Origin of the sequence: Enterobacter cloacae complex sp. IR53030, assembly GCF_049238365.1 — a bacterium.
Taxonomy (GTDB): Bacteria; Pseudomonadota; Gammaproteobacteria; order Enterobacterales; family Enterobacteriaceae; genus Enterobacter; species Enterobacter kobei.
Map to the genome: position 1 here is coordinate 146,612 of NZ_JBMKHA010000007.1, position 12,161 is coordinate 158,772.

Consider the following 12,161-nt stretch of genomic DNA (forward strand, 5'->3'; position numbering starts at 1 on the left):
GTTTTGCGCCGGATGGCGGCGTAAACGCCTTATCCGGCCTACAAGGTCGTGCAAAATCCAGGCCCGGTAAGCGCTAGCGCCACCGGGCTTTTTTTTACTCTGCGGCCTCGGCCTTTTTCGCCAGACCGTCCAGCAGCTTCTGATGGATCCCACCAAACCCGCCGTTGCTCATCACCAGAATATGGTCGCCAGGCTGTGCGGCTTTGACCACCATATCCGCGAGCGCATCCACATCCGCACTCCAGTGGGCAGGCTGAATGCAGGCATCGGCCACTTCCGCCACCTGCCACGGAATATGCTGCGGCTGCAGCAGGAAGACTTCATCGGCACGGCCTAACGACGGGGCCAGATCGTCTTTGCAGATGCCCATTTTCATGGTGTTCGAGCGCGGTTCCAGCACGGCAAGAATGCGCGCGGTGCCGCCGACCTTGCCACGCAACGCGGCAAGCGTCGCCAGAATAGCCGTTGGGTGGTGCGCGAAATCGTCATACACCGTCACGCCATTCGCTTCACCGCGCAGTTCCAGACGGCGGCGGGCATTGATAAACGTGCCCAGCGCATTGGCGGCATCCGCAGGCAGAACGCCAACATGACGCGCAGCTGCAATCGCCATCAGGCCGTTGTGCATGTTGTGTTCGCCCACCAGGCCCCACTTCACCTCACCCACTTTTTCGCCGTCGAGCAACACTTCCCACTCGGAGGCATCCGCGTTGAGTTTCTTCGCCTGCCAGTGACCCTGCTCGCCCACCAGCTCCTGCTCGCTCCAGCAGCCCATCGCCAGAGTCTGCTTCAGGTTAATGTCATTCTCCGGCAGGATGATACGGCCCTGCCCCGGCACGATGCGCACCAGGTGGTGGAACTGCTTCTGAATCGCTTTCAGGTCGTCAAAAATATCCGCGTGATCGAACTCAAGGTTGTTGAGGATCAGCGTGCGCGGGCAGTAATGGACAAACTTGGAGCGTTTGTCGAAGAACGCGCAGTCGTATTCATCCGCTTCAATGACAAAGAATGGGCTATCGCCCAGACGCGCAGAAACGTCGAAGTTACCCGGCACGCCGCCGATCACAAAGCCCGGCTTGTAGCCACAGGCTTCGAGGATCCAGGTCGCCATGCCGGCGGTGGTGGTTTTTCCGTGGGTACCCGCAACGGCAACCACCCAGCGGTCACGCAGGACGAAATCATGCAGCCATTGCGGGCCGGACATGAATGGAATATTGCGCTCCAGCACCGCTTCAACGCACGGATTGCCGCGGGTCATGGCGTTGCCAATAATGACCAGATCCGGCTCGGGATCCAGCTGGCTGGCATCGTAGCCCTGAATCAGAGAGATACCCTGCTTCTCCAGAAGCGTGCTCATCGGCGGATACACATTGGCGTCCGAACCTGTCACTTCATGGCCCAGCGAGCGCGCCAGCATTGCCAGCCCGCCCATGAAAGTGCCACAAATCCCCAATATATGAATGCGCATACGTCACTATCCTTCTTCAATGTGGCGCACATTTTACTCACATGTTAGCGGCTGTGAAACGCATTTCAGGTAAATCCGTATGTTGCTGGCGCGATTCACCTCTGCGCTACTATTTGAATATTTGTTAAGATTGTTGGGCTTTAGTCGTTTTAGTGAACATACAATCGCTCTACTCACAAAGATGCAGGGAAAGTGTTATGAAAACGTTAGGTGAATTTATTGTCGAAAAGCAGCACGAGTTCTCTCATGCTACGGGTGAACTCACTGCTTTGCTGTCGGCAATAAAGCTGGGCGCTAAGATCATCCATCGTGATATCAACAAGGCCGGTCTGGTCGATATCCTGGGTGCCAGCGGTGCCGAGAACGTTCAGGGCGAGGTTCAACAGAAACTCGATCTGTTCGCAAATGAAAAACTGAAAGCTGCACTGCGCGCGCGCGACATCGTTGCGGGTATCGCCTCCGAAGAAGAAGATGAAATTGTTGTTTTCGAAGGCTGTGAACACGCGAAATACGTTGTACTGATGGATCCGCTCGACGGTTCCTCCAACATCGACGTTAACGTTTCTGTCGGTACCATTTTCTCCATCTACCGCCGCGTCACGCCTGTTGGCACGCCGGTGACCGAGGAAGATTTCCTGCAGCCGGGCAGTAATCAGGTGGCTGCCGGTTACGTCGTCTATGGCTCCTCCACCATGCTGGTGTACACCACCGGGTGTGGTGTTCACGCCTTTACCTACGATCCATCGCTGGGCGTCTTCTGTCTGAGCCAGGAGCGTATGCGCTTCCCGGAGAAGGGCAACACCTACTCCATCAACGAAGGCAACTACATCCGATTCCCGAACGGCGTGAAGAAGTACATCAAATTCTGTCAGGAAGAAGATAAAGCGACTCAGCGCCCGTACACCTCCCGCTATATTGGCTCGCTGGTCGCGGATTTCCACCGTAACCTGCTGAAAGGCGGTATCTACCTCTATCCAAGTACCGCCAGCCACCCTGACGGAAAGCTGCGCCTGCTGTACGAGTGCAACCCAATGGCGTTCCTGGCCGAACAGGCGGGCGGCAAGGCGAGCGACGGTAAAGAGCGTATTCTGGACATCGTGCCGGAAAGCCTCCACCAGCGTCGTTCCTTCTTCGTCGGCAACAACCACATGGTTGAAGACGTTGAGCGCTTTATCCGCGAGTATCCGGACGCGTAATCTCTCACTCCCGGGGAGCCCGTCTGGCTCCCCAACACATTTATATCTTTTACCGTATAAGTGTTTATAAAAAACACGCTTTTATATTCGCCATTGCTCCTGCATTATTTCCATAACAGTTTGACAGATATTTCGTGGAGCAGCATCGCAATGAAAAATTATTCCCGGGCGAATACCGGCATTGATTTAAACCTTATTCCTGTATTTATTGAAGTCGTCCGCTGCGGCAGCATGGCAAAGGCCTCAGTGCGCCTGGAGATGTCACGTCCTGCGGTGAGCCTGGCCCTGAAGCGTTTTAATCAACTGTTTGATGAGCCATTATTTTTCCGCAAGGGTTTATACCTTGAGCCAACTGAAAAAGCGTTAGCGTTAACCCACTCACTGGAAATATTAATGGGCGATATTCACGATAATATTGCGGCCATTAATTCAGGGCGAAATAAATCCCCGGCACAGAACGTACCGGGGTTGGGAAATATTATGCCGCAGTCTGAGCCGTCAATTTAAATGATGACATGGCCTCCATCAGCTGACGCGACTGCTCTTCCAGAGAGCGGGTCGCGGCGGAGGATTGCTGCACCAGCGCCGCATTCTGCTGCGCCGTTTCGTCCATCTGATTCACAGCAATATTCACCTGCTCAATGCCGCGGCTCTGCTCCTGAGACGCGGTCGCAATCTCGCGCATCAGTTTGGTCATGCGCAGCACTTCGGTGGCAATCTCATCCATCGTTTCACCCGCCTGCTGGGCCAGCTCGCTGCCCTCGTTAACGTGGGTCTGCGAATCGCTGATAAGGGATCGGATCTCTTTCGCCGCATCGGCGCTGCGGCTGGCAAGGTTACGCACTTCACCCGCCACGACGGCGAACCCGCGCCCCTGCTCGCCCGCGCGCGCCGCTTCCACGGAGGCGTTAAGGGCCAGAATATTGGTCTGGAAGGCAATGCCATCGATCACGCTCAGGATGTCAGCAATACGCGCTGAACTGCCGGAGATATCACGCATTTTTTCAATCACGTAGCAGACCATTTCGCTGCCGTGATCGGCGGTATCAGAAACCGATTTCGCCAGCTGGTGCGCCTGCTCGGCATTATCGGCGTTGAGTTTCACCGTGGCGGTAATCTGTTCCATACTGGCAGCGGTCTGCTCCAGCGAGGTGGCGGTGGATTCTGTACGCTCGGCAAGATCCCGGTTGCCCGCCGTCAGCTCACGGCTGCCGGTGTCGATTTGCGAGCTGGCATCGCGTACCCGCATCACCGAGTGCATCAGCGACTGACGCATCACCTCTATCGCCGCGTTAAGGCGGTTAAATTCCTGGCTCGCCGGGGCATTCAGCGTGTGGGTTAAATCGCCCGCCGCCACATTCTCCAGCTGAGCAATGGAAGCAGAGAGCGGCTTAAGCAGCATATGGCGCAGCACCAGCCAGGCAAGCACGATGATGCCAGCCGTCAGCAGCGCGGCGACAATAATCAGGATCAGCACGCGGGTTTTGCTCGCCTGTACGGCAGTGACTTCCGCCTTCCCTCGCGCTTCGCTCCATGTCTGAAACGCCTGCATATCGTTATCAAACTGCTTCGCCACGGGGATCAGCGTATTCTCCAGCAGGTCGTAATAACTGTCCGCGCTCTGGTCATTCAGGGTTTTTAGCATCGGGTTGATGCCCTGCTGGTTATACGTCGCCAGACTGGTTGCCACGTTATCCAGCAACTTTTGCCCCTGCTCGTCAGCCACGCCGCCGTCGATCACGCCTTTCAGCGTTTTCTGAGCCACGGCGATTTCCTGATTGATGTTTTTAACCGATTTGGCCGCATCATCGAGCATGCCGATTTCCATCATCCGGACGGCCTGGCCCGCCTCATTGCGCGCGCGCAGAATCAGCGTATAGCCGGTATTTAGCTGCACCATCTGCTCACCCTGAAGGTGATTAATGCGCTGCAGTGAAGAAGAACTCTGTGTGAGGGCATAAATGCCAATGCCGCTGACAATCAGCAGCAGAAGGGTCATAACGGCCAGTAAAGAGAGCAAGCCGGTACGAATCGATAGCGTTTTAAGCATGATATTATTTCCGGTAGCGAGATATTTCTGGACAGAAAAAAAGGTTATCGGCCGCTACCGGAAAATGTTTAGACTTTAAGCAAATTCAGCGTGTTATCGCTCTGTTACCGAGGTGTTTACGCGAGTAACAGGCGAGCTTTGACGGTTCTCCCAGAGCACCGTCAGACCGCGCTGCAGGGCAATAAATATAAACAGCAGAATGCCGATGGCGATCTTGGTCCACCAGGAACTGAGCGTGCCGTCAAAGTTGATATAGGTCTGGATCAGCCCCTGGATCGCTACGCCGAACAGCGTTCCCAGCACCGTCCCCACTCCGCCGCTGAGCAGCGTGCCGCCAATGACCACAGAGGCAATCGCGTCCAGCTCCACGCCTACGCCTGCAAGGGCATAGCCCGCCTGGGTATACACCGAGAAGACAATACCCGCCAGCGTTGCCAGGCCGGTTGAGAGCATATAGATGCGGATGGTCGTGCTGCGGGTCGAGATCCCCATCAGGTTTGCCGACGTGGCGTTCCCGCCAATGGCGTAAACCTGATTACCGAACCGGGTACGGTGGGCAAGGAAGATACCCACCACCACCACGCCCAGCATCAACAACCCCATCGCGCTCAGACGGCCACCGCCGGGGATTTTCCACGCCAGGCTGGAGAGCGTGTCGTACACCGGGTGGTTAATCGGGATGGACTCTTCCGATACCAGGTAACTTACGCCGCGCAGGAAGAACATCCCGGCGAGGGTAATAATAAAAGCGGGAATTTTTAGCGCGTCGATCAGTAGCCCCATAAAGGCGCCAAACGCACAGCCCATCGCCAGCACCAGCGGAAACGCTACCAGAGGGGAGATCCCCCAGAAACCGATCGCCTTGGCGAGGAACACGCCGGTAAACGCGATCACCGAGCCAACGGAGAGATCGATCCCACCGGAGAGGATCACAAAGGTCATCCCGACGGCGATGATGCCTAAAAAGGCGTTATCGGTCAGGATGTTGCAAATCACGCGTGTTGAGGCAAAACCGGGGAACTGGGTCAGACAGTAGAGATACCCCAGCACAAACACGCCCAGCGTGATCATTAACGGTAAATTACGTTTTATCATGGCCACGGATCCCCTTAATGATGCTGACAAAGCGCGGTGACTGGACGATCAGCACGCAGAGTACGACCACCGCTTTTACCACCTGGTTGAGTTCCGGCTGAAAACCGGAGAGCAGGATCCCGGTGTTCATGCCCTGAATGATCAGCGCGCCAATGACCGAGAGCAGCAGGTTAAAGCGCCCGCCCATCAACGATCCGCCGCCAATCACCACCGCGAGGATGGCATCCAGCTCCAGCCAGAGCCCAGCATTGTTGGCATCGGCCCCGCGGATATCGGCCGCGACAATCACCCCGGCAATGGCGGCGCAAACGCCGCTCAGCACGTAGGTCAGCATCACCATCAGCCGCGTATTGACCCCGGCATTTCGTGCCGCACGAATGTTGATCCCCACCGCTTCAATAAACATGCCGAGCGCTGTTTTGCGGGTGAAAAGCCAGAACACCACTAATGTAACCAGAGCCACGATCACCGGTGTTGGAAAGAACAGGAAATTGCCGCTGCCGATCCACGCCAGACTCGGGGAGTTAAAGGTGACTATCTGTCCGGAGGTGATCAGCTGCGCCACCCCGCGCCCGGCCACCATCAAAATAAGGGTGGCGACGAAAGGCTGAATTTTTAGTACCGCCACCAGAATGCCGTTCCACAGTCCGGCCAGCACGCCGGTTCCCAATGCCGCCAGCAGTACCACCGGCAGGCTATGGCCCGCCACGGTCATGGAGGCTGCGGTAGCCCCGGCAATAGCCATCACTGCGCCGACGGAGAGGTCAATCCCGCCGGTGGCTATCACCAGCGTCATACCAATCGCCAGCAGCGCGACGGGCGCGGCACGGTTTAAAATATCGATCGGGCTGCCAAACAGGCGACCATCCTGAACAATAATCTGGAAGAAATGCGGTGCGACAAGGCTATCCACCAGTAACACCAGCAGCAGCGCTGCGATTTGCGGCGTGCCGGTTGGCCAGTTAAAGCGGCGCTTTGACTCACCGGTTTGCGAAAGCGAACGGGACATCACAATTCACTCCTTATGCCGCGATGGCATTCATGATCGCCGGAACGGACAGCTTATCCAGCGGGATCTCAGCCACCTGTTTGCGATCGCGCATGATGATCACGCGATCGGCATACCCCACCAGCTCTTCCAGCTCGGACGAAATGACCAGCAGCGCCAGCCCGTCGGCACACAGCGTTTCGATAAGCCGGATAATTTCGGCGTGCGCGCCAACGTCAATGCCGCGCGTGGGTTCATCCAGGATCAGGAACTGCGGTTTGGTCAGCAGCCAGCGTGACAGCAGCACTTTCTGCTGGTTACCGCCGGAGAGAAATTCGATCGGCTGTTCCGCGCTCGGCGTACGAATACCCAGCTGGCGAATAAAGCGCTCGGCAATGGCGTTTTGCTCTTTACGCGGAATTGGACGCAGCCATCCGCGCTGCGCCTGTAGCGCCAGAATGATATTTTCCCGCACCGAGGCGGCGGCAATAATGCCGTCTGTTTTCCTGTCTTCCGGGCAGAACCCCACTCCCAGACAGGAGGCCTGATGCGGCGATCGCAGGGTTTGCGGTTTACCTTTGATCAACGCGGTACCGCTGTCCGCAGGCTTGATGCCGAAGATCACCTCGGCGGTTTCGGTCCGGCCTGACCCTAGCAGCCCCGCCAGCCCGACAATTTCGCCGGGGCGCACTTCGAGGTTAAACGGTGAGATGATCCCTTTTTTGCCGTAATCGCTGAACGCGGCCACCGGTTTTTCGCTCAGCAGCGTGCGCCCTGCGCGCTGGAGCGCATTGGTCTCCAGCTCACGGCCCAGCATCATTTTGACCAGCTCAATCTGCGGCAGCTCGCGGGTTTCACGGCAGCCGACAAAGCTGCCGTTACGCAGTACGGTAATGCGATCGCTCACTTCATACACCTGATCGAGGAAGTGTGTGACGAAGATCAGGCTGACGCCCTGATCGCGCAGCTGGCGCATCAGGGTAAAGAGCATCTCGACTTCCTGGGTATCGAGGCTGGCAGTAGGTTCGTCGAGGATCAGCACCTTCGCGGAGAGATCGATCGCGCGGCAAATGGCGACGATCTGCTGCATCGCGACGGAAAACCGGTTCAGCGGCTCGCGAACGTCGAGGGAGAAGCCGTAGGATTCCATCAGTTTCGTCGCCCGCGCTTCCATCTCTTTGCGCCGCAGCAGGCCAAAACGTCTTGGTTCACGACCAATAAACAGGTTATCCGCCACCGACATATTTGGCAGCAGGTTCACTTCCTGGTAGACCGTCCCAATCCCAAGCTGTTGAGCATGGGCGGTATTTTTTGGCGAAATGGCGTTGCCTTCCAGCCAGATGGTGCCGCGGTCGGCGTGATAAACGCCGGTCAGAGATTTAATCAGCGTCGATTTTCCCGCGCCGTTCTCGCCCAGCAGCGCCATAATTTCACCGCGCCGCAGGCTGAAATCAACGTTATCCAGCGCTTTTACACCCGGGAAAAATTTGCTTAAGCCCTCTGTGCGGAGGATTTCCTGGTGCTGTTCAGTGGTCATGGTTCCCCCTACATCAAGCCGGGTGGCGCTACGCTTATCCGGCCTACAAAAGAGCGTATCGTAGGCCGGGCAAGCGCAGCGCCACCCGGCAATTTCACTGGCTTAGTAGCCCATGTTTTTCTTCTTCTCTAACTCTTCTTTCGCCGTATCCGGCAGGTAGAGCGTGGACTTGGTGACGGTCACCTTCTCAGGCATCGTGCCGTCTTTCTTGAATTTCTCCAGCGCATCAAATGCCGGACCCGCCATATTTGGCGTCAGTTCTACGCTGGCATTGGCTTCGCCGTCGATCATCGCTTTGTAGATATCCGGCACACCGTCGATAGAGCCGGTGAGGATATCTTTGCCCGGCTTCAGGCCCGCTTCTTTAATCGCCTGAATCGCACCGATCACCATGTCATCGTTATGGGCGTAAACCATGCAGATGTTCTTGCCGTTGTTTTCCGCTTTAATAAAGCTCTCCATGACCTCTTTACCTTTACTGCGGGTAAAGTCGCCGGACTGAGAGCGGATAATCTTGATGTTTGGCGCTTTCGCGATGGCCTCAGCAAAACCCTTCTTACGGTCGATAGCCACGCTCGCCCCCACGGTGCCCTGCAGTTCAACGACGTTACACGGCTTGCCGTCGACCTGTTTTACCAGCCAGTCGCCAATTAATTGCCCTTCAAGCACGTTGTTGGCCGTCACGGTGGTCATATAGAGAGATTTGTCTTTAACGTCGATGGAACGATCGAGCAGGAAGACCGGAATCTCAGCATCTTTGGCTTCTTTCAGAACCGGTTCCCAGCCGGTCGCCACCACTGGCGCGATAAAGATGGCATCCACGCCCTGAGCAATAAATGAGCGCACGGCTTTGATCTGGTTTTCCTGCTTTTGCTGACCATCGGCGATTTTCAGCGTGATGCCGCGTTTCTGAGCCTCGCTTTTCGCAACGTTGGTTTCTGCCGCACGCCAGCCGGATTCAGAGCCAACTTGCGAAAAACCTACGGTTAAAGGGGCGGCCATCGCCATAGACGACATGGCTGCCGAAACTGCTGTGACAAGAAGTAAGCGCTTCCACATATGAGCGTCCTCGTAGGGGTGTTTATTGTTGGTTAAAAGATGTTCTGCGAAATGACTATAGCCAATGAAATATGTAACGAATTGCGTTACATCACACTTCGGAAAAGTGAATAAAACGTTAATCACAAGTTTGTAATCGCTTTCATTTCACCATTAAAAATGCGGCTGAGTTTATGGATTTTTCTGTCATGGAATCGGTCTGAAAAGTGGTGCTGGCGGGGAGAGAATGCGAAAACAGGCGGAGACATTCAGCGTGAGTTGGCTATAATACCTGCCACTTGTTTACCATCCATTTTAAAGGACACCGACATGAGCTTACTCAACGTCCCAGCGGGTAAAGAACTGCCAGAAGACATCTACGTAGTTATCGAAATCCCGGCAAACGCAGATCCGATCAAATACGAAGTGGACAAAGAGAGCGGCGCCCTGTTCGTAGACCGTTTCATGTCTACCGCGATGTTCTATCCATGCAACTACGGTTACATCAACCACACCCTGTCTCTGGACGGTGACCCGGTTGACGTACTGGTCCCAACGCCATACCCGCTGCAGCCAGGCGCAGTCATTCGCTGCCGTCCAGTTGGCGTGCTGAAAATGACCGACGAATCCGGTGAAGATGCGAAGCTGGTTGCAGTACCGCACACCAAGCTGAGCAAAGAGTACGATCACATTAAAGATGTGAACGACCTGCCAGAACTGCTGAAAGCGCAGATCACTCACTTCTTCGAGCACTACAAAGACCTCGAAAAAGGCAAGTGGGTTAAAGTTGACGGCTGGGACAACGCAGAAGCGGCGAAAGCAGAAATCATCGCCTCTTTCGAGCGCGCGGCTAAGAAGTAATTCTTACGCTGATAATGAAGGCCCCGCGAGTCGGGGCTTTTTTATGGATTAGTTAAAAGCACCACATGAGTTTTTAAGATAAATCCCATTTCTTTTATCTTGTATATTTTTAAAAAAAGGACACCCTATCATTTATGGTGGGAGTGGTTGAATAGCATGGAAATTAATAACATACTGTCATGATGATCATTAATCCCCATTCATAACAGGATTCATATGTCATCCATTAACATTGATGTTGCCCGCCCAACTGGAATTTATTTTATCATTGAACGACTGTATTCCCGCGATGGACTTATGCCTTCTATTGGGGAAATAAGCCCCTCTTTGACACAGGTGCATCGTACAGTCATTCAGCTAAAACGTAAGCAAGATATGTTTATGGATGGTATAAAAGTAATCCCAAAAGATATTACCCTTTGGCAACAGATAAAATATCTTACGGGTTCAAAAGTCACGACTAAAGATACCGATGCGTTAGTGTATACGACCGATTTTATCGGCTCCCTTGTTGCCACTACACCTTTAGGCAATATTGAGCATGAAAGCATTCCTCGCTTCCTCACGACAGAGTCTATTCACTCCCTTCCGCAAGCAGTGAGTTATGGGCGTGATCCCATCCCACAGGTACTTCTTTATGGTCGTAAGGATATTGTCTTCTTTATGGACAATGGTGGTAAAGGTACGCCAACCGCTATTGCAAAGTATAACCACAATACTCGTGACCTTGCCATAATCAAAGATCAGCTGGAAGCTGGTAAAACAATGAAGGAACTGCTTTCTAAGGGAGCAAAATTATGAGTAAGAAAAGCCATATCTTGAGTCTATTCATCCTTATTATTGCTGCCTTTATCTTTGGCAGAAGCACGTATGTTGAATACCTGGCATGGTACTATGGAAGCGATAATTTAGTCTTCAATGAAGTTAATATCGCCTTACTATCAAGTTTATTTAACGGACTCTATTTTGCTCTTTCAGCAAGTATTATCTACGCATCACTTATGTTATTAAAAAGAACTCCCAAAAATATCGTCGCTTCTTGTCTACTTCAGTTCTGTATCAACATCGGGCTATATACACTTTTTGTTGCAGTAGAGAGAGGATATAGTAAATTGCATACTTTAGGCTCGGGTGCTACTGATATCACCCACAGCTATTTTTTAGGGGCGTTGCTGACGAGCACACTCCTGACCGTCGCGATCGTGAGCGTTATACATGCTAAGTTTCTTTCTTCAAAGCATAAAGATGGGTTACATAAAGGCGTTTGACTGTTACGGCAAAGACAGCAAATGGCAGTATCTCTGCATCATAACATTCCAGCTTGCCTGGTTTTTGTTTTACTTATGGATCCCTTATCGAAGCGATTATGCGATTCTGCTGTTTTTACTGTTTTTCCTGCCCGTCATTTCAAGCAATACGCGGTGCATAAACTACTATGGCCGTTCACGCGCCTTGTGTTTTTTATGGATTATTGCCCCGTACGTCATGCTGTTCGTTCCTCTGTTCTTAACCAGACGCCGTAATACAGAAGATAATTGAAAGAGTAAAAAAACAACGCCACCTTCCGGTGGCGTTGTCGTTTTTCAGTACTGGTCTCTGTCTAACCAGTTACCGCTTACAATCCGCGTTAACCCATCGACCGGACGCTGGTAGACATACATCCACGCACTTCCGTACGGCGTCTGGATCAACTGGCGAGCGTATTCACCGCCCCTGGTGCGCAAGGCATCAAGTTCGGCAAGTGTAGCATTATCAATACGATAAACTTCACCCTGTACTGTTCCTTCGCCGGGAACCGCGCCTGGATAGTGGCCCAGGCTGTACAACTGGTAATTTTCGATATTGTAATTCCCCAGCAGCAGGGCATTGGTCATCCAGTGACTGTTGCCTTGCTTGGTTCGTAAACTGCCGTAGACAAATATTCGCAT

Annotated in this window: 12 protein-coding genes; 5 read left to right on the plus strand and 7 right to left on the minus strand. The window is 53.6% G+C overall.

All coding sequences use genetic code 11. From position 1 onward, the window contains the following. Nucleotides 1-94 precede the first annotated feature (94 nt). The gene (gene mpl, locus ACOTXR_RS09745; protein ID WP_014882278.1) at nt 95-1,468 is read right to left on the minus strand and encodes a UDP-N-acetylmuramate:L-alanyl-gamma-D-glutamyl-meso-diaminopimelate ligase; all 1,374 of its coding nucleotides are present in this window, start codon (nt 1,466-1,468) and stop codon (nt 95-97) included. 197 nt (nt 1,469-1,665) lie between these two features. Here mpl and fbp point away from each other — a divergent pair, with 197 nt between their 5' ends. Then, the gene (fbp, locus tag ACOTXR_RS09750) at nt 1,666-2,664 is read left to right on the plus strand and encodes a class 1 fructose-bisphosphatase (protein WP_014882277.1); all 999 of its coding nucleotides are present in this window, start codon (nt 1,666-1,668) and stop codon (nt 2,662-2,664) included. Between the two features lie 60 nt (nt 2,665-2,724). After that, a complete protein-coding gene (locus ACOTXR_RS09755; protein WP_224955188.1) occupies nt 2,725-3,171 on the plus strand; it encodes a helix-turn-helix domain-containing protein in 447 nt (148 codons plus the stop codon). On the opposite strand, the gene ACOTXR_RS09760 is transcribed toward ACOTXR_RS09755, so the two are convergent. The 5 genes from ACOTXR_RS09760 to ytfQ all read right to left on the minus strand — a co-directional run bounded on the left by ACOTXR_RS09760 (nt 3,143) and on the right by ytfQ (nt 9,393). Next, complete coding sequence (locus tag ACOTXR_RS09760; protein ID WP_014882275.1) at nt 3,143-4,714, minus strand: methyl-accepting chemotaxis protein; 1,572 nt, start codon at nt 4,712-4,714, stop codon at nt 3,143-3,145. The genes ACOTXR_RS09755 and ACOTXR_RS09760 overlap by 29 nt on opposite strands. A 93-nt stretch (nt 4,715-4,807) precedes the next feature. Further along, entirely contained in the window at nt 4,808-5,809 is a 1,002-nt protein-coding gene (yjfF, locus tag ACOTXR_RS09765) for a galactofuranose ABC transporter, permease protein YjfF (RefSeq protein WP_023331880.1), read from the minus strand. Next, complete coding sequence (gene ytfT, locus ACOTXR_RS09770) at nt 5,796-6,821, minus strand: galactofuranose ABC transporter, ATP-binding protein YtfT (RefSeq protein ID WP_162269483.1); 1,026 nt, start codon at nt 6,819-6,821, stop codon at nt 5,796-5,798. The genes yjfF and ytfT overlap by 14 nt, the downstream gene beginning before the upstream one ends. A gap of 10 nt (nt 6,822-6,831) precedes the next feature. Then, entirely contained in the window at nt 6,832-8,334 is a 1,503-nt protein-coding gene (gene ytfR, locus ACOTXR_RS09775) for a galactofuranose ABC transporter, ATP-binding protein YtfR (protein WP_045134407.1), read from the minus strand. 102 nt (nt 8,335-8,436) lie between these two features. Then, a complete protein-coding gene (gene ytfQ, locus ACOTXR_RS09780; protein WP_014882271.1) occupies nt 8,437-9,393 on the minus strand; it encodes a galactofuranose ABC transporter substrate-binding protein YtfQ in 957 nt (318 codons plus the stop codon). Between the two features lie 309 nt (nt 9,394-9,702). Between ytfQ and ppa the strand changes: the two genes are divergently transcribed. The 3 genes from ppa to ACOTXR_RS09795 all read left to right on the plus strand — a co-directional run bounded on the left by ppa (nt 9,703) and on the right by ACOTXR_RS09795 (nt 11,501). Further along, nucleotides 9,703-10,233 (plus strand): inorganic diphosphatase, encoded by a 531-nt coding sequence (gene ppa, locus ACOTXR_RS09785; RefSeq protein WP_008501423.1) that lies wholly within the window; start codon nt 9,703-9,705, stop codon nt 10,231-10,233. A gap of 216 nt (nt 10,234-10,449) precedes the next feature. Beyond that, nucleotides 10,450-11,034 carry a hypothetical protein gene (locus ACOTXR_RS09790; RefSeq protein WP_014882270.1) on the plus strand — a complete coding sequence of 195 codons (585 nt, stop codon included), beginning with the start codon at nt 10,450-10,452 and terminating at the stop codon, nt 11,032-11,034. Continuing rightward, a complete protein-coding gene (locus ACOTXR_RS09795) occupies nt 11,031-11,501 on the plus strand; it encodes a hypothetical protein (protein ID WP_050861808.1) in 471 nt (156 codons plus the stop codon). The genes ACOTXR_RS09790 and ACOTXR_RS09795 overlap by 4 nt, the downstream gene beginning before the upstream one ends. Nucleotides 11,502-11,816: 315 nt before the next feature. Here ACOTXR_RS09795 and ACOTXR_RS09800 read toward each other — a convergent pair whose 3' ends face one another. Continuing rightward, the gene (locus ACOTXR_RS09800) at nt 11,817-12,161 is read right to left on the minus strand and encodes a gamma-glutamylcyclotransferase family protein (RefSeq protein ID WP_014882267.1); all 345 of its coding nucleotides are present in this window, start codon (nt 12,159-12,161) and stop codon (nt 11,817-11,819) included.